The sequence below is a fragment of the Nocardioides sp. 31GB23 genome, assembly GCF_040012395.1.
Lineage (GTDB): Bacteria > Actinomycetota > Actinomycetes > Propionibacteriales > Nocardioidaceae > Nocardioides > Nocardioides salarius.
The window spans coordinates 1-20,346 of record NZ_JBDYKJ010000058.1 but is presented as its reverse complement, the minus strand read 5'-3'; the positions used below and the strand labels follow the sequence as shown (position 1 = coordinate 20,346).

Annotated in this window: 20 protein-coding genes; 11 read left to right on the top strand and 9 right to left on the bottom strand. The window is 74.0% G+C overall.

Annotated features, from left to right (window positions below):
* Positions 1-55: 55 nt before the first annotated feature.
* Genes ABKW28_RS17005 through cysS form a run of 3 tightly spaced genes read right to left on the bottom strand, consistent with a single transcriptional unit; the run spans position 56 to position 4,345 of the window.
* Positions 56-1,915: a metallophosphoesterase gene (locus ABKW28_RS17005; protein ID WP_348611759.1), complete on the bottom strand. Its 1,860-nt coding sequence runs from the start codon at positions 1,913-1,915 to the stop codon at positions 56-58.
* The gene (rlmB, locus tag ABKW28_RS17000) at positions 1,902-2,858 is read right to left on the bottom strand and encodes a 23S rRNA (guanosine(2251)-2'-O)-methyltransferase RlmB (RefSeq protein ID WP_193670158.1); all 957 of its coding nucleotides are present in this window, start codon (positions 2,856-2,858) and stop codon (positions 1,902-1,904) included. The genes ABKW28_RS17005 and rlmB overlap by 14 nt, the downstream gene beginning before the upstream one ends.
* A gap of 50 nt (positions 2,859-2,908) precedes the next feature.
* The gene (gene cysS / locus ABKW28_RS16995) at positions 2,909-4,345 is read right to left on the bottom strand and encodes a cysteine--tRNA ligase (protein WP_193670159.1); all 1,437 of its coding nucleotides are present in this window, start codon (positions 4,343-4,345) and stop codon (positions 2,909-2,911) included.
* Positions 4,346-4,558: 213 nt separating this feature from the next.
* Here cysS and ABKW28_RS16990 point away from each other — a divergent pair, with 213 nt between their 5' ends.
* A complete protein-coding gene (locus tag ABKW28_RS16990) occupies positions 4,559-5,884 on the top strand; it encodes a C39 family peptidase (RefSeq protein ID WP_348611756.1) in 1,326 nt (441 codons plus the stop codon).
* A gap of 24 nt (positions 5,885-5,908) precedes the next feature.
* On the opposite strand, the gene ABKW28_RS16985 is transcribed toward ABKW28_RS16990, so the two are convergent.
* Positions 5,909-7,492: a molybdopterin-dependent oxidoreductase gene (locus ABKW28_RS16985; RefSeq protein ID WP_348611753.1), complete on the bottom strand. Its 1,584-nt coding sequence runs from the start codon at positions 7,490-7,492 to the stop codon at positions 5,909-5,911.
* 136 nt (positions 7,493-7,628) lie between these two features.
* Between ABKW28_RS16985 and ispF the strand changes: the two genes are divergently transcribed.
* On the top strand, positions 7,629-8,099 hold the full coding sequence (gene ispF, locus ABKW28_RS16980) for a 2-C-methyl-D-erythritol 2,4-cyclodiphosphate synthase (RefSeq protein ID WP_348611771.1): 471 nt from the start codon (positions 7,629-7,631) through the stop codon (positions 8,097-8,099).
* Between the two features lie 97 nt (positions 8,100-8,196).
* Entirely contained in the window at positions 8,197-9,021 is an 825-nt protein-coding gene (locus ABKW28_RS16975) for a 2-C-methyl-D-erythritol 4-phosphate cytidylyltransferase (protein ID WP_348611750.1), read from the top strand.
* Here the strand turns inward: ABKW28_RS16975 and ABKW28_RS16970 are convergent.
* Positions 9,008-9,685 (bottom strand): hypothetical protein, encoded by a 678-nt coding sequence (locus ABKW28_RS16970; RefSeq protein WP_348611747.1) that lies wholly within the window; start codon positions 9,683-9,685, stop codon positions 9,008-9,010. The two genes, ABKW28_RS16975 and ABKW28_RS16970, sit on opposite strands and share 14 nt — an antisense overlap.
* 90 nt (positions 9,686-9,775) lie before the next feature.
* Positions 9,776-10,261: a CarD family transcriptional regulator gene (locus ABKW28_RS16965; RefSeq protein WP_179615410.1), complete on the bottom strand. Its 486-nt coding sequence runs from the start codon at positions 10,259-10,261 to the stop codon at positions 9,776-9,778.
* Positions 10,262-10,607: 346 nt separating this feature from the next.
* On the opposite strand from ABKW28_RS16965, the gene ABKW28_RS16960 reads away from it, so the two are divergent.
* From ABKW28_RS16960 to ABKW28_RS16950, 3 genes are read left to right on the top strand one after another with little or no spacing between them, the layout of a single operon-like run.
* On the top strand, positions 10,608-11,378 hold the full coding sequence (locus tag ABKW28_RS16960; protein ID WP_348611744.1) for a UbiA family prenyltransferase: 771 nt from the start codon (positions 10,608-10,610) through the stop codon (positions 11,376-11,378).
* A 41-nt stretch (positions 11,379-11,419) separates the two neighbouring features.
* Positions 11,420-12,049 carry a hypothetical protein gene (locus ABKW28_RS16955; RefSeq protein ID WP_348611741.1) on the top strand — a complete coding sequence of 210 codons (630 nt, stop codon included), beginning with the start codon at positions 11,420-11,422 and terminating at the stop codon, positions 12,047-12,049.
* Positions 12,046-12,798, top strand: coding sequence for a phosphoglyceromutase (locus ABKW28_RS16950; RefSeq protein ID WP_348611738.1), 753 nt, complete (start codon positions 12,046-12,048; stop codon positions 12,796-12,798). The genes ABKW28_RS16955 and ABKW28_RS16950 overlap by 4 nt, the downstream gene beginning before the upstream one ends.
* Before the next feature lie 141 nt (positions 12,799-12,939).
* On the opposite strand, the gene phoU is transcribed toward ABKW28_RS16950, so the two are convergent.
* Positions 12,940-13,596: a phosphate signaling complex protein PhoU gene (gene phoU / locus ABKW28_RS16945; protein ID WP_193670165.1), complete on the bottom strand. Its 657-nt coding sequence runs from the start codon at positions 13,594-13,596 to the stop codon at positions 12,940-12,942.
* Positions 13,597-13,662: 66 nt separating this feature from the next.
* On the opposite strand from phoU, the gene ABKW28_RS16940 reads away from it, so the two are divergent.
* The 3 genes from ABKW28_RS16940 (at position 13,663) to ABKW28_RS16930 (ending at position 16,564) form a co-directional block, all read left to right on the top strand.
* A complete protein-coding gene (locus ABKW28_RS16940) occupies positions 13,663-14,877 on the top strand; it encodes an ATP-binding protein (RefSeq protein WP_348611735.1) in 1,215 nt (404 codons plus the stop codon).
* On the top strand, positions 14,874-15,551 hold the full coding sequence (locus tag ABKW28_RS16935) for a response regulator transcription factor (RefSeq protein ID WP_193670167.1): 678 nt from the start codon (positions 14,874-14,876) through the stop codon (positions 15,549-15,551). Before ABKW28_RS16940 ends, ABKW28_RS16935 begins: the two co-directional genes overlap by 4 nt.
* Positions 15,552-15,616: 65 nt before the next feature.
* Complete coding sequence (locus ABKW28_RS16930) at positions 15,617-16,564, top strand: DMT family transporter (RefSeq protein ID WP_348611732.1); 948 nt, start codon at positions 15,617-15,619, stop codon at positions 16,562-16,564.
* Between the two features lie 72 nt (positions 16,565-16,636).
* Here ABKW28_RS16930 and ABKW28_RS16925 read toward each other — a convergent pair whose 3' ends face one another.
* A complete protein-coding gene (locus tag ABKW28_RS16925) occupies positions 16,637-17,368 on the bottom strand; it encodes a FliA/WhiG family RNA polymerase sigma factor (RefSeq protein ID WP_348611729.1) in 732 nt (243 codons plus the stop codon).
* A gap of 72 nt (positions 17,369-17,440) precedes the next feature.
* Positions 17,441-17,893 (bottom strand): prepilin-type N-terminal cleavage/methylation domain-containing protein, encoded by a 453-nt coding sequence (locus ABKW28_RS16920; RefSeq protein WP_348611726.1) that lies wholly within the window; start codon positions 17,891-17,893, stop codon positions 17,441-17,443.
* Positions 17,894-18,088: 195 nt separating this feature from the next.
* Between ABKW28_RS16920 and ABKW28_RS16915 the strand changes: the two genes are divergently transcribed.
* On the top strand, positions 18,089-18,565 hold the full coding sequence (locus tag ABKW28_RS16915; RefSeq protein ID WP_348611723.1) for a type II secretion system protein: 477 nt from the start codon (positions 18,089-18,091) through the stop codon (positions 18,563-18,565).
* Positions 18,549-20,346, top strand: a 1,798-nt coding sequence (locus tag ABKW28_RS16910) for a type II secretion system protein (RefSeq protein WP_348611720.1), incomplete at its 3' end; no start/stop codon positions are given. The genes ABKW28_RS16915 and ABKW28_RS16910, both read left to right, overlap by 17 nt.

Here is a 20,346-nt window from a genome sequence, read left to right as displayed (position 1 = left end):
CCGTCGGCCGGCCGATGAAGCTCCTGGGTGGCCGATGAAGCTCCCGCGGGCCCGCTCAGCCCTGGTCGAGCCCGTCGCCGGCGCCGTCGTCGAGGCCGTCGTCGAGGCCGTCGCCGGGGGCGATCGGGCCCGGGGCCGGACCGTCGGTGGGCTGGTCGTCGGGGTCGGGCTCGACGGCCAGCTCGGCGAGCTCGACGTAGTCGTCGACGACCCAGACCCCGTTGGTCTGCAGGTTGACGGTCTGGATGCCCACGGGGCTGCCGTCGCGGTAGGTGATCAGCGAGACCTGCGCCTCGCGGCGGATCTTCGAGCCGAGCGCGATGGCGTACGCCGCCCCGCCCGTGGTGCCCATCGTGAACCGGTAACCGGTGCGCGGGGCGGTCTCCTCGGGGTTCTCCTCCCCCTCGGGCTCCTCGTCGCTCGCCTCGTCGGCGGCGGGCTCGGCGGCCGCCCCTTCCGCCGACTCGTCGGGGCCGTCGGGGCCGTCGGAGCCGTCGGTGCCGTCTGAGCCGTCCGAGTCGTCCGGGCCCTCGGGATCCTCGTCGGCCACGACCGGGTCGGGGCCCTCCTGCACGTGCAGGTGCCCGCCGACGACCAGGTCGACGCAGCCGCGGCGCAGCGCCTCGGAGGCCAGGTTGGCGTCGTGGACCAGCACCGTGTCGATCGGCTCGTCGGCGGCGCAGGCGGCGTCGGCCAGCCGCTCGCCGACCTCCTCGAAGCTCAGCCCGCCCTCGTCGCGCCAGCTGCCCAGCCCGCTGGCGCGGGGGTCGGCCACGCCGAGCAGCGTGCCGCCGCCGGGGCCCTCGACGACCTCGCCGTCGAGCATCGTCCAGCCCTGGTCGGCGAGGTAGTCGACCACGAACGTGCCGTTGTCGTGGTTGCCGGCCACGCCCCAGCGCGGCTGGTCCTCGAAGGCGGCCGAGACCGAGTCGAGCGAGAACGCCTCCCAGCTCGAGCCGGTGGAGGTGTCGTCGCCGCCGTCGAGCACCCCGGTGGCGCCGGCGCGGTCGCCGACGGCACGGGCCACGGCGTCCATCTGGATGTTGTCGTGGCGGTCGCTGACCATGGTCACGACCACCTCCCCCTCCTCGGGGGTGCGCAGGTCGAGCTCGCCGGCGGCCTCGGCCGCGGTCTCGTAGAACGTCTGGGACTTGTCGTAGGTGTTGACGGCCGACTCGATCAGGCGCCGCGACTGGTTGGTGGTCAGGTCGGCGCGGATCTCGACGCCCTCGACCTCGTCGGGCAGCGGCACCCCGGTGCCGACGAAGTCGGCCAGGGGCACCCACTCGCGCTCGTCCTCCGCGGCCTCGACCGCGTCGTCGGCGGGGGTCCACGGCTGCCAGAGACCCAGCACCATCGCGACCGCGAGCAGCGCCGCGAGCACGCCGTACGGCGTAGGCAGCGCCACCAGCAGCTGGCGGCGCCGGGCCCGGCCCAGCAGCAGCCACACCAGCACCGGCACCGCGCCGATGACCAGGCCGCGCAGCAGCGCGTCGAGGGCCATGTCCTCGATCGCCGAGCGCAGCTTGGCCTGCGGGCCCTCGGGGGCCGAGGCGATCAGCGCGTAGCGCTGCACCAGCTCGTCGGTGCTGGCCGCCTCGGTCTTGCCCAGCTGCACCTGCACGCCCAGCGGCAGGTCGGAGGCCAGGCGCAGGTCGGGCAGCACCGGGCCGGTCAGCAGCTCGACCTGGCCGCTCAGGGTCGGCCGGACCACCGACTCGTGGCTGGCCAGGCTGACCTCGCGCTCGCTGCTGAGGAACAGGAAGCCGGCCGCCAGCAGCGAGCCGCCGAGCCAGACCGCGAGGCAGCCGAGGACCACCGCACCGCGCACGGTGTGCCCGAGCAGGCGGCCGCGCAGGCCCCGCTCGGCCGTCGGCTCGGCGGCCTGGGGAGAGGCGGGGTCAGGCTCGGGCACGGGCGATCGCGTAGAGGGTCACGCTGGCGGCGACACCGGCGTTGAGGGACTCCAGCTGGTTGGCCATCGGGATCGAGACCAGCTGGTCGCAGTTCTCGGCGACCAGGCGGGAGAGCCCGTTGCCCTCCGAGCCGACCACGACCACGAGCGGGCCGTCGGCCAGGTCGAGGTCGGGCAGGTCGACCTCGCCGTCGGCGGCCAGGCCCACGACCATGCAGCCGGCGTCCTGGTACTCCTTGATCTGGCGGTTCAGGTTGACCGTCTGGGCGACCGGGATGCGCGCGGCGGCGCCGGCGCTGGTCTTCCACGCCGAGGCGGTCATGCCGGCGGCGCGGCGCTCGGGGATGACCACCCCGTGGGCGCCGAAGCCGGCCGCGCTGCGCACGATCGCGCCCAGGTTGCGCGGGTCGGTGACCGAGTCGAGCATCACGATCAGGGCCGGCTCGCCCATCTCCTCGGCGCGCACGATCAGGTCGTGCGGGTCGGCGTACTCGTAGGAGGGGATGCGGGCCGCGAGGCCCTGGTGCACCGCGCCCTGGGTGAGGCGGTCGAGCTCGCCGCGGCCGACCTCGAGCAGGCTGATGCCCTTGTCGGCGGCCAGCGCGAAGACCTCGCGCAGCCGGCCGTCGCGCTCGGCGCCCTCGGCGACGTACACGCCGGTGACCGGCACGCCCTCGCGCAGCGCCTCGAGCACCGAGTTGCGCCCGGCGATCCACTCGGCGTCGCTGCTGCCGCGGCGCTTCTGCGAGCCGCCCTTCGACTGCGAGCGGTTCTTCTCGGCGCGCTTGGCGGCCTTGTGGGCCTGGTGGTACTCGCGGTCCTTGGCCTTCGGGGTCGGGCCGCGGCCCTCGAGGCCGCGCTTGACCCGGCCGCCGGAGCCGGCGGTGGGGTTGCCCTTGCCGGTCTTCTTGATCGCGCCCTTGCGCTGAGAATTACCGGCCACGTCAGTGCCCTTCTCGGTTGGTGAGGAAGGCGCTCTGCGCCTGTCGCGAACTACCGGCCATTGATGAGGCTCCACTTCGGTCCGTCGGGGGTGTCCTCGACCTCGATGCCCGCCGCCTTGATCTGGTCGCGGATGGCGTCGGCAGCGGCGAAGTCCTTCGCCGCGCGCGCCTGGGCACGCTGGTCGAGCAGGCCGCGGACGAGGGCGTCCACGGCAGAGGTGAGCTGGTCGTCGTGGCCGCTCGTCGGGCCCCACGCGGGGTCGGCCGGGTCGAGCCCGAGCACGCCCAGCATGGCGCGCACCGAGGCGGCGTTGCCGCGCAGCGCGGCCGAGTCGGCACCGGCCCCACCAGCACCGTCGGCGAGCAGCTTGTTGCCCTCGCGGACGACGTCGAAGACCGCGGCGACCGCGGCCGGCGTACCGAGGTCGTCGTCCATCGCGGCCACGAAGTCGGCGCAGTGCATGCCGGTCGCGGGGACCTCGCCGACGACGGCGCGGGCGCGCTCGAGGTAGGCCTCGATGCGGCGGAAGCCGACCGCGGCCTCCTCGAGGGCCTCGAAGCTGAACTCGACGTGGCTGCGGTAGTGGGCCGAGACGATGTAGTAGCGCAGCTCGATGCCGCGGAAGCGCTGCAGCACCGACGGGATGGTCAGGCTGTTGCCCAGCGACTTGCTCATCTTCTCGCCGGCGGTGGTGATCCAGGCGTTGTGCATCCAGTACGACGCGAAGCCGTGCCCGGCCGCGCGGCTCTGGGCCTGCTCGTTCTCGTGGTGCGGGAAGCGCAGGTCGACGCCGCCGCCGTGGATGTCGAAGGCCTCGCCGAGGTACTTGCCGGCCATCGCCGAGCACTCGATGTGCCACCCGGGACGACCCGGGCCCCAGGGGCTGGGCCACGACGCGGTCGCGGGCTCGGAGGGCTTGCGGCCCTTCCAGAGCGCGAAGTCGCGCGGGTCGCGCTTGCCGCGGGGGTCGGCGTCCTCGGCGGGCTCCATGTCGTCGAGGCCCTGCCGGGTCAGCTCGCCGTACGCCGGCCACGAGCGCACGTCGAAGTAGACGTCGCCCGAGCCGTCGGCCGCGGCGTAGGCGTGGCCCTTCTCCACCAGCTGCTCGATCAGCGTGATCATCTCGGGCACGTGCCCGGTGGCGGCCGGCTCGTAGGAGGGCGGCAGCACGTTGAGCGCGGTGTAGGCCCGGTCGAGCTCGCGCGACATGTCGTAGGCCAGGTTCCACCACGGGCGGCCCTGCTCGGCCGACTTGGTGAGGATCTTGTCGTCGATGTCGGTGACGTTGCGGATGAACGTCACCTCGAGGCCCTGGTGGACCAGCCACCGGCGCAGCACGTCGAAGTTGACCGCCGAGCGCACGTGGCCCACGTGCGGCTCCGACTGCACCGTCAGCCCGCACACGTACACGCCCGCCCTGCCCTGCTGCAGGGGGACGAAGTCGCGGACGTCGCGCGTGGCGGTGTCGTAGAGCCGGAAAGTCACGGCTCAAGTGTAGGAGCGAGCCCACCCGCGCCCCGCATCCCCGCCCGGGCCGGGCCGCCGGCCCTCCACAGGGAGTTTCATCGGGTACCCGATGAAACTCACGCTGCCCAGCTGAAGGTTCAGCCGGGTGACGCCAGGTTCGTCGGGTACCCGATGAAACTCCTCCGGCCGCGACCTGTGACGCAAGTGACTGCTGTGACGTACCGTTGCCGGGTGCTGCGAACCCTCCTGCCCGCCACCGCGCTCGCGCTGGTGGCCACCGCGCTGGCCCCCGCCCCCACGACGTACGCCGCCGACGGCGGCAGCGCCGCCACCGCGAGCCCCGCCTCCAGCGACATGTCGGCGCGCGCCGGCACCGCGGCCCGCAGCGCGACGCGCAAGATCAACCACCAGGGCTGGGACGGCTCGGCGCAGTGGAAGAAGGGCCGGCTCGACTCGGTGCGGATCAAGCGCGGGAGGGTCTTCCACCAGCCGGCGAGCGCGACGGCGCGCCGCGAGCTGGGCGGCACGACGTACACGACCGCGCGCTGGAACGGCCCGTGGCACCGTCCCGGGTTCTCCTTCACCGAGCTGATCGCGTCGTGGGAGGCCAAGACCCCCGGCGACAGCTGGATCGAGGTCGAGGTCAAGGGCCGCGCCGCCGACGGGCGCCGCTCGTCGTGGGACCTGATGGGCCGCTGGGCCGCGGGTGACAAGTTCGTCGAGCGCACCACCGTCTCGGGGCAGAGCGACGACCTGGCCTCGGTCAACGTCGACACCTGGAAGGCGCCGGCCGGGCTGGTCGCCTACCGGCTGCGGGTCACCCTGGGCCGCCGCGCCGGCGCGGGCAGCAACCCGCCGAGCGTGGGTGCGGTCAGCGCGATGGCCTCGCGGCTGCCCTCGGGCTCGGTGCAGGCCTCGGCGCCCGGCGTGGTGAGCAAGGCCGGCGGCACGGTGCTCGACGTGCCGACGTACAGCCAGATGATCCACCAGGGCCACTACCCGCAGTGGGGCAACGGCGGCGAGGCGTGGTGCTCGCCCACCTCGACGTCGATGGTGCTGGGCTACTACGACGCGCTGCCGCGGGCCAAGGACCACTCCTGGGTGCCCGCCGGCCACCCCGACCCGTGGGTCGACCACGCCGCGCGGATGACCTACGACCACGGCTACGACGGCACCGGCAACTGGCCGTTCAACACCGCGTACGCCGCCCGCCAGACCGGCTCGGGCTTCGTGACCCGGCTGCGCAGCATGCGCGAGGCCGAGGTGCTCGTGGCCGCCGGCATCCCGGTCGTCATCTCGATCGCCTTCGACCGCGGCCAGCTCAGCGGCGCCCCGATCAGCGCGTCCAACGGCCACCTGCTGGTCGTGGTGGGCTTCACCGCGAAGGGCGACGTGGTGGTCAACGACCCGGCCGGCGCCTCCAACGGCGCGGTGCGCCGCACCTACGACCGCGGCCAGCTCGAGAACACGTGGCTGCCCCGCTCGGGCGGCACGGCGTACGTCATCACCGACGCCGACCACCCGCTGCCCTCGCCCGAGAAGCACTCCAACTGGTAGCCGGCGGCCGGTAGCGGCCGGCGGCTACTCGTCGGGGGTCGAGGTGTCGGTCGCGGTGAAGTCGACCTCGTCGAGGCCGGTCGCGCCGTCGGGCAGCACGTCGCGCTCGACGTCGGTCTGCACGTTGCCGTCGGCGTCGGTGGCGCGCACCCGCACCCGGTGGTCGCCGGGCCCGACGTCGGTGGTGCCGGCCCACTGCACCCAGGTGTCGGCGCTGGGCACCCGGCCCAGGTCGGCGGCGACCCACTCGCCGCCGTCGACGGAGAACTCGACGGCCGAGACGCCGGTGCCCTGCATCCAGGCGACGCCGCCGAAGGCGACCCGGCCCGCGGGCACGTCCTCCCCCGAGCGCGGCACGTCGATGCGCGAGGCGATCTTGACCGGGCCGCGCTCGCTCCAGCCGCGCTGGGTCCAGTACGCCGAGAAGTCGGCGAAGCGGGTCACCTCGAGGTCGACGACCCACTTGGTGGCCGAGACGTAGCCGTAGAGCCCCGGCACCAGGGTGCGCACCGGAAAGCCGTGCTCGATCGGCAGCGCCTCGCCGTTCATCGCCACCGCCAGCATCGCGCCGCGGCCGTCGGTCAGCGCCTCGAGGGGGGTGCCGCAGGTCCAGCCGTCCTCGGAGGTCTGCAGCACCGCGTCGGCGCCGGGCAGCACCCCCGCCTCGGCCAGCAGGTCGGAGGTCAGCACGCCGGTCCACAGCGCGTTGCCGACCAGGTCGCCGCCGACCGGGTTGGACACGCAGCTCAGCGTCGTCCAGGCCTCGGTCCGCTCGCGGGCCAGCAGCGCGTCGTAGGTCAGCTCGACCTCGCGCTCGACCATGCCGTGGATGCGCAGGCGCCAGTCGACGGGCGCGATCGCGGGCACGACCAGCGCGGTGTGGATCTGGTAGAAGTCGTCGTTGGGGGTCTGCCACGAGGCGATGTCGTCGACGCCGAGGCTCGAGCCGCGCGGCGGCGGGGTCTGCCCGGCGCCCTCGATGCGCAGCAGCCGCCGGGTCTCCTCGACCGCGCGCCGCCCGGTGCCCAGCACCCGGCCGGCCCCGGCGACCACGACCGCGGCGCCGCCGACGAGCACGGCGCGCACCAGGAACGTACGCCGCCCGTGCGCCCCGGTCTGCTCGTCGGCGACCACGACCGACGCCCCGGCGGGCCGGGGCGCCGCGCCGGTGCGGTCGAGGCGGCGCAGCGGGGCCACCAGCAGCGCGAGCACCAGGAGCCAGGTCAGGTAGCCGATGACGACCGGCAGGAGGTCGGCGGTGGCGGAGCCGCGCTGCAGCAGCACCGCGGCCGCGGTGACCAGGGCCAGCACCGAGTAGCCGGCCAGCGGCACCCACCAGCGCCGGCGCGCGGCGGCGCCGAGGGCGGCGAAGACCACGGAGACGATCAGCAGGATCATCACCAGCAGCAGGGCCTTGTTGCCCGAGCCGAAGAAGCGGATCACGAAGTCGGCGACCGGCCCGGGGGTCAGCCGGATGACGCCCTCGGCGATCGCCACCACGGGCGACTCGCGGATCGTCAGCACCATCGCGGCGGTGTAGCTGGTCGCGAGACCGGCCAGCCCGGCCACCAGGCCGGCCAGGCGCCACAGTCCCGCGCGCTCGTCCACGACCCGATTGTCCCCCACACCCCCTGCGACCTCCGCGCTCGGGCATGATCGCGACGTGAACGGCGACGCTGAGCAGACCCCCGCCCCCGCTCCCGCACCCGGTCCTGCGCCCGGTCCTGCGCCTGCACTGGGTGGGTTGCGGGTGGGGGTCGGCACCGACGTGCACCGGCTGGTGCCCGGCGCCCCGATGCACCTGGCCGGGCTGGCCTGGCCCGATGAGGAGCTCGGCCTCGAGGGGCACTCCGACGCCGACGTGGCCGCGCACGCGGCCTGCGACGCCCTGTTCTCCGCCGCGGACCTCGGCGACCTGGGCTCGCACTTCGGCACCGCCGAGCCCCGGTGGGCCGGCGCGTCGGGGGCCGCGCTGCTCACCGAGACCGCGCGCCGGGTGCGCGGGGCGGGCTTCGAGGTGGTCAACGTCGCGGTGCAGGTGATCGGCAACCGGCCGCGGCTGGGCCCGCGCCGCGACGAGGCCCGTGCCGCACTGACGGCGGCGGTGGGCGCCCCGGTCTCGGTCTCGGCCACGACCACCGACGGGCTCGGCCTGACCGGTCGCGGCGAGGGCGTCGCGGCGATCGCCACCGCGCTGCTCGTGGCCGCCGACTGAGCGACAAGGGTCCGCGGCCCGCGGACGTCATCCGCTCCGCACCGACGGACGTCCTGCCCGTATGACGTCCGGGCCGGCGGCTGGGTACGGTCACCGCGTGCCCGACCAGCCCACCTCCCACGCTCCCCCGCCCGCCGAGACACCTGCGCACGAGACCGGCTCGGTCAGCGTGGTCGTGCTCGGCGCCGGCTCCGGCTCGCGGGTGGGCGCCGGGGTCAACAAGGTGCTCCTGCCGCTGGCCGGTCGTCCGGTGCTGGCCTGGTCGGTGCTGGCCGCGCTGCGCACCCCCGGCGTCGCCCGGGTGCTGGTGGTGGCGCACCCCGACGAGCTCGACGAGGTCGCCGAGGCGCTCGCCCCGCACCTGCCCACCGACAGCGCCGACAGCACTGGCGGCACCGGCAGCACTGGCGGCACCGGCAGCACTGGCGGCGGGGAGGGCCCGGGTGCCCCGGAGGTCGGGCTGGTGGCGGGCGGGCCGACGCGGCACGCCTCCGAGTCGCGCGCGCTGCGCGCCCTGGCCGCCGACGTCGAGGCGGGGCGCACCGACGTGGTCGTCGTCCACGACGGCGCCCGGCCGCTGGCCCCGGTGGCGCTCTTCACCGCCGTGGTCGAGGCCGCGCGCGCCCGCGGCGGGGCGCTGCCCGGGGCCCCGGTGACCGGGGTGCTGACCCGGGCGCTGCAGCCGGTGCCGAGCGCGCTGGTGGGGGTGCAGACCCCGCAGGCCTTCCGCGCCGGGCCGCTGCTGGCGGCCTACCGGCGCGCCGACGACGACGGCTTCGAGGGCACCGACACCGCCGCGTGCTTCGCCAGGTACGCCGACCTGCCGGTCGTCGCGGTCGCCTCCGGGCCGGCGAACCTCAAGGTCACCTGGCCCGAGGACCTGGCCCTGGCCGAGGAGCTGCTGGGCCTCAGCGGGCGGTGAGCGCCTCGAGGACGGCGACGTCGTCGGCGCCGGCGACCCGGCGGCCCTCGGGCGGGGCCTGACGGGTCAGCACCGGGAACCGCTCGGCCAGCCACGAGACCAGCACCCCGAAGTCGTCGGAGGGCAGCTCGTCGAGCGCGGCGACCACCCCGGCCGGCAGCACCACCGGCGAGGTGACCACGACCAGGTCGTCGCGGTCGGGGCCCATGCCCACGACGGGCAGCCCGCCCGCGTCGCCCGCGGCCGCACTGTCGCCGTCGGCGGTCTTCACGGTGTCGGTGACCGGCCGCACGCCCACGACGACCGCCTCGCGGGCCACGGCCTCGCGCACGCACCCGGCGATGAAGTCGGCCGGCGTCATCGGGCACAGGCAGTCGTGCAGCACGACCGGCTCACCGGAGGCGGCCAGGCCCTCCCACTCGGTGCCGATGTCGACCGGGGTGACCCCCGACTCGCCGAGGCCCCAGGCCGCCACGGCCACCAGCGCCTCACCGTGCAGCAGCTCGAAGGGCAGCGACCCGCGGCCGGTCTCGACCACGGTGCCGAGCGCGGCCGGCTGCTCCTGCTCGTCCTCGAGGTCGGACCAGTCGGACCAGTCGCGGCTGCCGTCGTCGGGGCTGCGGGGGCTGCCGGGGCTGTCGGGGTGGCTGTCGTGGGAGGTCATGGTGGGACCAGCCTAGGACGCACGACGGCCCCCGGGTGCTCACCCGGGGGCCGTCGTGCTCGTTGCTGGTGGTGCGAGGTGGTGCTGCCCTTAGGAGGCGAGCACCTCGTCGAGGATGACCTCGGCCTTGTCCTCGTTGGTCTTCTCGGCCAGGGCCAGCTCGGAGACCAGGATCTGGCGCGCCTTGGCCAGCATCCGCTTCTCGCCGGCCGAGAGGCCACGGTCGCGCTCGCGGCGCCACAGGTCGCGCACGACCTCGGCCACCTTCATGACGTCGCCGCTGTGCAGCTTCTCCAGGTTCGCCTTGTAGCGTCGCGACCAGTTGGTCGGCTCCTCCACATGAGCGGCCCGCAGCACGTCGAAGACGCGGTCGAGGCCCTCCTTGTCGACGACGTCACGCACGCCGACCAGGTCGAGGTTGCAGGCCGGGACGCGAACGACCAGGTCCTGCTGGGCCACGATCCGCAGCACCAGGTACTGGCGGTCCTCACCCTTGATGGTCCGCATCTCGATGTCCTCGATGACAGCGGCCCCGTGATTGGGATACACAACCGTTTCGCCGACGGTGAAAGTCATATGTCAGGTTCCCCTTCCTAGGCCACCATCTTAACACGGATCTGGAAGTCCCCCTCATCGTTTGTGCAGGTCAGAGGGGCAATGCGGTCTTGACAGATCGTTGGGGGCTGTGGTGGCGCCCACCCCGCGGGGCGTGACGCGGCCCACGCCCGGCCCCTGGCCGGCGGGTCGAAAAGTGCCTCCTACCTGCGCGGACCTCCCGCGGGGGACCCTCGCGGCAGGGATACTGCCGAGCATGGTCCGACCTCACCTGCCCCGCCGCCGCAAGGCCGCTCCGCAGCCCGCCGAACCACCCCCGGGGTCCCCTGCGCCATCCCCTGCACCGGCCCCGGGCGCGACCACCGTCGTGGCGCCCCCGCCGCCGGCGCCGCGGGCGCGGCGTACGGGCCCGGCGCGGGTCCTCGACACCACGCCGGTGCTCCTCGCCCGGGCCGCCCACCCGCGCCAGGCGGTGCTGACCGCGGTGCTGATGACGGTCGTGGCGGCGCTGGACGACCGGCCCACCCGAGAGCTGGGCCTGGTGCTGGTCACGGTGCTGGTGGGCCAGACGGTGCTCGGCTGGCACAACGACCTGGTCGACCGGCGCCGCGACGCCACGCACCCCAGCGACGCCAAGCCGCTGGCCAAGCCCCTCGCCGACGGCCGCCTCGACCCGGGCACGGCCTGGTTCGCGCTGGCCTGCGCGGTGCTGGTGCTGGTGCCGCTCGCCGTGGCCCACGGCACCACGGCCGGACTGCTCTACCTGGGCTCGGTGCTGATCGGGCTGCTCGGCAACCTGACGCTGCGCACCGGGGTGCTCTCGTTCGTGCCGTGGGCGGCGGCGTTCGCCACCTATCCGGCCTTCCTCTCCTACGGCGGCTGGGGCGGGGTCGGCACAGGGGTCGCCCCGGAGCCCGCGATGGTCCTGCTGGCGGCGCTGCTCGGCGTGGGCGTGCACCTGCTCACCGCACTGTGGGGACTGGTCGCCGACCACGAGGACGGGTGGACCTACCTGCCGCTGCGCCTGGGCCTGCGCCTGGGCGCCGCGAGGCTGCTGGCCCTCGCAGCCGTCTACCTGGCGCTGGTCGCGGTGGCGATGGCGTTCGTGGGCACCACCAGCGGGCTGGGCGCCGGCTGACGCTAGGCTGGGCCCGGCCGGCCCCACGACGAACCGAAGGCATGAGACCCACGATGCTGATCCGCCGCAAGCTCGCGCTCGCCACCAGCGCGGTCGCGCTCGCCCTCCCCCTCACCTCGTGTGGTTTCGACTACGCGACCGACCGGCCCTACACGCCGGCCGCCGGGGCCAACGAGCGCGACGCCGAGGTCGACGTGCTCGGCGCGGCCGTCGTGGCCAGCGCCGACGGCGCGGGCACCTTCATCGCCGGGCTCTCCAACAACTCCTCCAGCGAGTCGGTGACCTGGGAGTCCCTCAACAGCGAGGACGGCCAGCTCAGCGCCGAGGTCGACCCGCGCGAGATCGCGCCGCTGGGCTTCGAGAACCTCTCCCAGGAGGGCAACGGCGTCGCCGTCACCGGCGACTTCACCGCCGGTGACTACCTGTCGCTGCGCCTGGGCTTCTCCAACGGCGACACGGTGGCCGTCAAGGTGCCGGTCGTGACCAATTGCGACGAGTTCGAGGGCTTCGACCACGCCACCGAGTCCGGCGAGGCCGGCGAGTCGGGCGAGACCTACGAATGCGAGCCCCTCGAGCCGGTGCGCGAGTACGGCCCCGGCGAGGAGGGCGAGGAGGGCGACGAGCTGGTGCCCGAGGGCGGCGCCGAGTCGGAGCCGGAGGGCACCCAGTGAGCACCCCGACCAGCACCCTGATCCTGCTCCGCCACGGCGAGAGCACCTGGAACGCCAAGAACCTCTTCACCGGCTGGGTCGACGTGCCGCTGACCGAGAAGGGCGAGGCCGAGGCCCGCCGCGGTGGCGAGCTGATGCGCGAGGCCGGGCTGCTGCCCGACGTCGTGCACACCTCCCTGCTGCGCCGCGCGATCTCCACCACCGGGCTCGCGCTCGACGCCTGCGACCGGCACTGGATCCCCGTGCACCGCTCGTGGCGGCTCAACGAGCGCCACTACGGCGCGCTGCAGGGCAAGGACAAGAAGCAGACCCTCGAGCAGTACGGCGAGGAGCAGTTCATGGCCTGGCGCCGCTCCTTCGACGTGCCGCCTCCGCCGATCGAGGACGACCACGAGTTCTCGCAGCGCCACGACCCGCGCTACGCCGACCTCGGCGACGACATGCCGCGCACCGAGTGCCTCAAGGACGTCATCGAGCGCTTCCTGCCCTACTGGGAGTCGGCGGTCGTGCCCGACCTCCGCGCCGGCCGGGTGACCCTGGTCGCCGCCCACGGCAACAGCCTGCGCGCGCTGGTCAAGCACCTCGACGGCATCGGCGACGACGAGATCGCCGGGCTCAACATCCCCACCGGCATGCCGCTGGTCTACGAGCTCGACGACGACCTGTCCCCCACCGTCCCCGGTGGGCGCTACCTCGACCCCGACGCCGCCGAGGCGGCCGCCGCGGCCGTGGCCTCCCAGGGTCGCTGACCCGGCCCGTATCTCACGCCGACCCGGCCCGTTCTTCGCCTCGAGCCGGCCCGTTCTGCGCCTCGAGCCGGCCTGGAATGACCGTACGCCGACCCCTCCCGCAGGAGGAGCCGGCGTACGACGGGTCGGGCGGCGGGCGGCTCAGAGCTCGCCGCGGTGCGGCTTCTCGCCGGTGACCACGAAGACGACGCGGTTGGCGATCGAGACCGCGTGGTCGGCGATGCGCTCGTAGTAGCGGCCCAGCAGGGCCACGTCGACCGCGGCCTCGACGCCGTGCGCCCAGTCGTCGCCGAGCAGCTGGGTGAAGCTGTGGCGGCGCAGCTGGTCCATCACCTCGTCGTCACGGCCCAGCTCGATGGCCGCCGACACGTCGCGGTGGCGGATGATCTGCCCGACCCGGCGCACCATGTCCTCGGCGGTCTCGGCCATCTTGGTCATCGTGTCGCTGATGCCCTCGGGCACCGCCACGTTGGGCACGCGCAGGCGGGCGATCTTGGCGACGTGCACCGACAGGTCGCCCATCCGCTCGAGCTCGGTGACCATCCGCAGCGCCGCGATGATGACGCGCAGGTCGCCGGCCACCGGCTGCTGCAGGCTGAGCAGCTCGAAGGCCGACTCCTCGACCTTCTCGCGGGCCCGGTCGATCTCGACGTCATCGGTGATCACCTGCTCCGCGACCGCGGCGTCGCCGCTCATCAGGGCCTCGGTGGATCGACGGACCGCGACCTCGACCTGGCCGCAGATGGCGGTCAGGTCGTCGAAGACGGCATCGAGCTGCTCATGGAAGACGTCACGCATGGGGCAGAGCCTAGGCAATGGAACCGGCGGGCGGGTGTCTGGCCGTCGCGGCACGGTGAACGCGGGATGAACGTTGCGAAGCCCGGGCTCGCCGAAGGGGTGCTCGGTGGCAGGCTGCGTACGATCCTGCACGTGGACCCGACGCTGCAGGCATTCCTCGCTGCCGTCGTGGGGGCGTTCGTCGCCGGCGCCGCGGTGCTGGCCTGGCACGTGAGCGACCGGCAGCAGCACACCGTGCCCGCCGCGCCCGAGCCGGTGCTGCCCTACGGGATCGGCTCGGTGCTCTCGGTGCTGCGCAGCTCGGCGGTCGTGGTCGACGAGGCCGACGTGGTGCTCAAGGCCAGCGCTCCGGCGTACGCGCTCGGGCTGGTGCGCGGCTCGCGGCTGGTCTCCGAGGCGCTGGCCGAGCAGGTCAGCGCCGTACGCCGCGACGGGCAGATCCGCGAGACCGAGATCCTGATGACCCGCCCCGGCGCGCCCTCGCGCCACGTCACGGCCCGGGTCGCGCCGCTGGGCTCGCGCCTGGTGCTGGCGCTGGTCGAGGACCGCACCCGCGAGCGGCGCATCGAGGAGGTGCGCCGCGACTTCGTCGCCAACGTCTCCCACGAGCTCAAGACCCCGGTGGGTGCGATCCGGCTGCTCTCGGAGGCGATGGTCGACGCCGCCGACGACCCCGAGGCGGTCAAGCGGTTCGCGGCGCGGATGGGCACCGAGAGCGACCGGCTCTCCAAGCTGGTGCAGCAGATCATCGAGCTCTCGCGCCTGCAGGCCGACGACCCGCTCGACGCGCCGGTCGCGGTGCACCTCGACGACGTGATCCGCTCGGCGGTGGACGCCTCGGCCATCGATGCCGCCGCCAAGCGCATCCAGGTCGCGATCGGCGGCACCGGCGACGTGCAGGTCTTCGGCAACGAGAAGCAGGTGACCGCCGCGGTCTCCAACCTGGTCTCCAACGCCGTCTCCTACTCCGACCCCGACTCGACGGTGCTGGTCACCACCCGCATCGACGACGGGTCGGTCGACGTCTCGGTGGTCGACCAGGGCATCGGCATCCCCGCCGACGAGCTGGACCGCATCTTCGAGCGCTTCTACCGCGTCGACCCCGCGCGCCACCGCTCCACCGGCGGCACCGGGCTCGGCCTGTCCATCGTCAAGCACGTCGCCGCCACCCATGGCGGCGAGGTCCGGGTCTGGTCGGCGGAGGGGCAGGGGTCTACGTTCACCCTGACCCTGCCCCAGCACTTCGGGTCCGAGAGGAAAGAGCAGGAGGACAGCCCGTGACACGGGTACTGGTCGTCGAGGACGAAGAGAGCTACAGCGACGCGCTCGCCTACATGCTGCGCAAGGAGGGCTACGAGGTCGCGATCGCGGCCGACGGCAACGCCGCCCTGGTCGAGTTCGACCGCAACGGCGCCGACATCGTGCTGCTGGACCTGATGCTGCCGGGCATCCCCGGCACCGAGGTGTGCCGCACCATCCGGCAGACCTCCAGCGTGCCGGTCATCATGGTCAGCGCGAAGGACGACGAGGTCGACAAGGTGGTGGGCCTCGAGCTCGGCGCCGACGACTACGTCACCAAGCCCTACTCCCCCCGCGAGCTGGTCGCGCGCATCCGCGCGGTGCTGCGCCGCGGCACCGAGCCCGACGCGGCCCCGGCCACTCTCGAGGCAGGTCCGGTGCGGATGGACGTCGAGCGGCACGTGGTGACCGTCGACGGCAACGAGCAGCGGCTGCCGCTCAAGGAGTTCGAGCTGCTCGAGATGTTCCTGCGCAACCCCGGGCGGGTGCTGACCCGCGGACAGCTCATCGACCGGGTCTGGGGCTCCGACTACGTCGGCGACACCAAGACCCTCGACGTGCACGTCAAGCGGCTGCGCGCCAAGCTCGAGCCCGACCCGGGCGAGCCGAAGTACCTGGTGACGGTGCGGGGGCTGGGCTACAAGCTCGACCTGTGAGGCGGCGGCGTACGACGACCGATTCCCGCGCGACCCGGCGTCATGGGTCACCGTAGGCTTCGGTCGTGACAACCACCCGCCCCGAGAGCACGCGCTCCGCCCTCCCCGCGCCCACCTCCCCCGCGTCCTGGCTGCCGCTGGCGGCGGTGGCCACGACGCTGGTGCTGTGGGCGTCGGCGTTCGTGGCGATCCGTCACCTCGGCGCCGACTTCTCGGCCGGTCCGCTCAGCCTGGGCCGCCTGCTCGTCGGGGCGCTGTGCCTGGGCGTCGTCGCCACCGCGACCCGCGGCGTACCCCGCCCGACCCGGCGCGAGTGGGTCTCGCTGGTCGCGATCGGGGTGCTGTGGTTCGGCATCTACAACGTCGCGCTCAACGAGGGCGAGCAGCGCGTCGACGCCGGCACCGCCGCGATGCTGATCCAGCTCTCGCCGGTGCTGGTGGCGCTGCTGGCCGCGGTCTTCCTCGACGAGCGGTTCACCGCCTACCTCGGCATCGGCCTGGCGCTGGCCTTCGGCGGCGTCGCGCTGATCGGGCTGTCGACCTCGCAGAGCCAGGGCCGCGACCTGGTCGGCGTCTTCCTGGTGCTGCTCAGCGCCGTCGTGTACGCCGTCAGCCTGATCCTGCAGAAGCCGCTGATGAAGCGCCTGGCCGCCGTGCACGTCACCTGGCTGGCCTGCACCGTCGGGGCGGTCGTCTGCCTGCCGTTCCTGCCCACCCTGGTCGAGGAGGTGCGGGTCGCGCCGGCCTCGTCAGTGCTGTGGGTGGTCTACCTGGGCATCTTCCCCACCGCGATCGCCTTCACCACCTACGCCTACGCCCTGACCCACATGAACGCCGGCAGCCTGAGCGTGACGACCTACCTGGTGCCGCCGATCACGATCGTGCTCGGCTGGATGCTGCTCGGCGAGACCCCGGCCGTGGCGGCGTACGCCGGCGGCGTGCTGGCGCTGGTCGGCGTCGCGGTCGCGCGGCGCAAGCCGCGGCGGGTCGAGCACCCGCCGGCTCCGGCCTGAGCGCGCGGGCGCGGGAAAGTCCCTGACGTTCCACACCGCTTCCCCGCGCGTCGCGGTGAGGAAGGTCAGGGACTATCGGTCCTGGAGGGCCTCTCGCAGCGCCTTGGTGGCGCGGCTGCGCAGCTGGCTGACCCGCGACTCGGTCACGCCGAGGACCCGCCCGATCTCGGCGAGGGTCAGGCCCTCGAAGAAGTAGAGCGCCACCACGATCCGGTCGCGCTCGGGCAGCCGGTGCACCGCGGGCATCAGCAGCTCGCGGGTGCCGTCGTCGTCGAAGGCCTCCTCGAGCCCGGCGTCGGCCTGCTCGAGATCGGCGAGGTCGTCGGTCGAGGCGTAGCCCACCCAGGAGCGCAGCTCGGTCGCGGCGCGCAGCTCACCGACGGACAGCCCGGTCTCGGCGGCGACCTCCCCGTCGGTGGCCGGGCGGCCGAGCCGCTCGTGGAGGCCGGTGCGGGCCTGCTCGACCTCGCGGGCGCGGGTGCGCACCGAGCGGGGCACCCAGTCGGCGGCGCGCACCGAGTCGAAGATGGCGCCGCGGATGCGCGGCACGGCGTACGTCGGGAAGGCCAGCCCCCGCTCGGGCTCGAACTTCTCCAGCGCGTCGATCAGCCCGATCATCCCCTCGGAGACGACGTCGGCGTGCTCGACGCTGCGCGGCAGGCCGGTGCGGACCCGGCCGGCGACGTACTTGACCAGGGGCGAGTAGCGCAGCAGCAGCTCGTTGCGCGCCTCGAGGTCACCCTCGCCGCGCCAGGCCGCCCAGACGGGGTCGTCCTCGGGGGTGTCCTGCGGCTGCTCGGTCACGGGACTTGTCTACCCGAGCGGGAACGACGACGGCGCGCCGCCCCCGAGGGGACGGCGCGCTCGACGTGTCGATCAGGCGCAGGCGTCGGTGAAGCCGCCCTCGTTGGAGGCGTAGTAGAAAGTCTCGTCACTGTTGTCGTTGACACCAGTGAGGCAGAACCCGGCCTCGGTAGCAGCGGTGGCATCCGTCACGGTCGTGTCCGTGATGGTTACCGTCACGCCATCGCTGGACTTGAGGTCTGCAAGCTGAGGAGGCACGTTCCCCCCCTCAGCCGCCGGAGCAGACCCTCCTTCGTCGCCATAGGACTGAGAGTCGACGAAATAGGTCTCCATCAAGGTAGCAGCGTTCTTCAGGTCCGACTTCGTCGCAGCGTCGGCGGCCTTCTCCCGCTGGTTCAGGAACACCGGGATCGCGATGGCGGCGAGCACGCCGATGATCAGGACGACGACGAGGAGCTCGATCAGGGTGAAGCCCTGGTCCTTGCGCTCCTCGGAGTCCGCGGGGCGGACAGGCAGCTTCAGCATGGGGGGATCTCCTTGGGAGGGATGGAGTGGCGCCGTGCCGAGAGGGGGATAGCGCCGTGTGCACCCGGGGTGTCGGGGTCGGGGAGGCCCGCCTTGAGCCCGGTCTAGACCACCTGTCCAGCCCTCAAGGTGCCGGGCCCGGGCGCCGAGACCCACCGTGTCGACATCCCCCCCCCGCGACCGAGGAGCCCAGTCGTGCCCGCACGCCCCGACGACGGCGTCACCATGGTCGAGCTCGTGGTGGTGATCGCGATGATGGGCGCCCTGATGGCCTTCGCGGTGGTCGGCTGGACGGCCTGGGCGCGCGCCTCCGCGCAGGACGGCGCGGCCTCCACGCTCGAGGGCACGCTGCGCCAGGCCCAGCAGCAGGCGGTCAGCGACGGGTGGGCGACCTGCGTGCAGTTCGACGCGGCGGCCGACACCTGGACGACGTACGAGGGCGCGTGCGGCAGCGGCGGTGCCGCGCTCACCGGGCCGGTCGGCCTGGGTGACGGGCGGCTCGACCTCGTCGACGTGGCGTTCTCGCCGACCACCGGTGGCAGCACCGCCGGCGTCACCTTCTCGGCGCGCGGCACCGCCACCCCGGGGCGGGTGCGGATCGCCCGCGACGGCAGCGACCGCGTCGTCACCATCGCGGTGGAGGGGCTGACCGGCCGTGTCACGACCCGCTGAGGAGACGCGCGCGCAGGCCCACGACCAGGCCCACGACGGGGGCTTCAGCCTCGTCGAGGTCGTGGTCTCGGTGGGCATCCTGGTGCTGCTGATCACCTTCGTGCTGCCGGCGCTGCTGGTCGGCATCAAGGCCGACGCCGTCGCCCAGCGCACCACCCAGGCCCGCAACCTCGCGCAGGCGCAGATGGAGCGCCTGCGCAACCTGCCCTTCCACGTCGCCTACGACGTCGGCAGCGAGTACGTCGACCTGCTCGACCGCTACTACGAGGACCTCGACGCGCCCACCACGACGGTCGTCTGCGGCCCCAGCGGCGACCGGACCGTGCCCACGACCGGCTGGACCGGCTACGTCACCGGCGCCGCCACCCGGTGCTCGTGGGAGCCGGCCACCGGCCCGTTCTTCCGGCAGGTGCAGGTCGGCAGCGGCGACGGCGCCGGGTTCGTCACCGTCACCGCCACCCAGCTGCTCTCCGACGCCTCCCCGCCCCAGGTCGTCACCCCTCCCGCCGACTGGGACTCCCAGCGCAGCGGCAGGGACTCCCCGCCCGCCTCCCAGGTCGGGGTGACCGTGACCGTCTTCTCCTCGCTGGCCGGCGACCGCGAGCCGGTCAGCACAAGCAGCCAGCTGACCCGGCAGAGCCTGGCCACCCCCCGCGTGGAGGCCTCCGTGCAGGTCGCGGCCCTGCAGCTCGGCACCAACGTGGCGGCCACCGACCCCGCCCTCGCCGACCCGGTCGCCGTGCCGGTGACCCTCTCGGCCGGGCTGGTCGACCTGTCCGGCTCGGTCACCGCCACCAGCCGCACCGACGCCGTCCTCGGCTCGACCCTGACCGGCCTCGGCACCGGCGCCCAGGCCCGGGGGGCCTCCGCCTCCGGGGCCGCCCCCGGTGACCAGTCGGTGGTCTCGACGGGCTCGCTGGCCGGACAGCTCGACGCCAGCGGCTGCCAGCTGGTCTGCTGGGGCGGCACCCGCACCACCGCCTTCGCGGTGCGCGCCAGCAACGGCCTGCCCGTCGTCGCCGACCCGGCCGCGCCGGCCACCGCCACCGTGACCGACCTGTCGTCGGGCGGGGTGTCCCTGGCCGGGGGCGCCGACGCCGACTACCGCGAGCGGCTCTCCCTCGCCGGCCCGCTCGTGCGCCTGGCCGACGGCGCCACGCCGGTCAAGTCGGGGATCTCCAGCTCCTGCCAGGTCGCGGAGACCGGTGAGAGCGTGCGCGTGGTCGCCGGCGGCTGGCTGCGCACCGCCGACCGGGTGCCCAGCAGCGCCGCCCTGCAGGTCGACGCCTGCGGCGCCGCGCGCGCTTCGGCCCTGGCCGTGCTGCCGACCACCTTCGCGCCCGAGGGCGTGCTCCAGGTCCGGCTGGTGCGCGCCGCCGCCCGGTGCACGGTCAGCGGCGGCGCGCACACGGCCACGACCGCGGTCGACTACGAGGCCGTCGTACGCCGCTGGACCGGCGCCAGCCCCGATCCGTACACGACCGTCGCCACGGTGCGGCCCGACGCCACGACCGACCCGCTCGCCGGGCTCGACCTCGACACGCTGCCGGTGCCGGGGCACGGCGTGCTGGGCGACTACATCGCGTCCTGGACGTCGCTGACCCGGGACCGGGTGGTCCGCACCACCGGCGCCGGCTCGGCCACCGTCGACGTGCCGGCGCTGGTCTCCGTGGTCACCCAGCCCGTGCGCACCGGCACCGAGCCGCTGACGACCAGCAGCCCCAGCCCGGCGCCCAGCCCGACCCCGAGCCCGAGCCCGAGCCCGTCTCCCAGCCCGTCTC

Excerpts from the sequence above, each read along its gene's own strand:
- ABKW28_RS16955 (WP_348611741.1), top strand. The coding sequence starts at position 11,420 with ATGAGACCCACGATGCTGATCCGCCGCAAGCTCGCGCTCGCCACCAGC.
- ABKW28_RS16965 (WP_179615410.1), bottom strand. The coding sequence starts at position 10,261 with ATGACTTTCACCGTCGGCGAAACGGTTGTGTATCCCAATCACGGGGCC.
- phoU (WP_193670165.1), bottom strand. The coding sequence starts at position 13,596 with ATGCGTGACGTCTTCCATGAGCAGCTCGATGCCGTCTTCGACGACCTG.
- ABKW28_RS16970 (WP_348611747.1), bottom strand. The coding sequence starts at position 9,685 with ATGACCTCCCACGACAGCCACCCCGACAGCCCCGGCAGCCCCCGCAGC.
- ABKW28_RS16920 (WP_348611726.1), bottom strand. The coding sequence starts at position 17,893 with ATGCTGAAGCTGCCTGTCCGCCCCGCGGACTCCGAGGAGCGCAAGGAC.
- ABKW28_RS16940 (WP_348611735.1), top strand. The coding sequence starts at position 13,663 with ATGAACGTTGCGAAGCCCGGGCTCGCCGAAGGGGTGCTCGGTGGCAGG.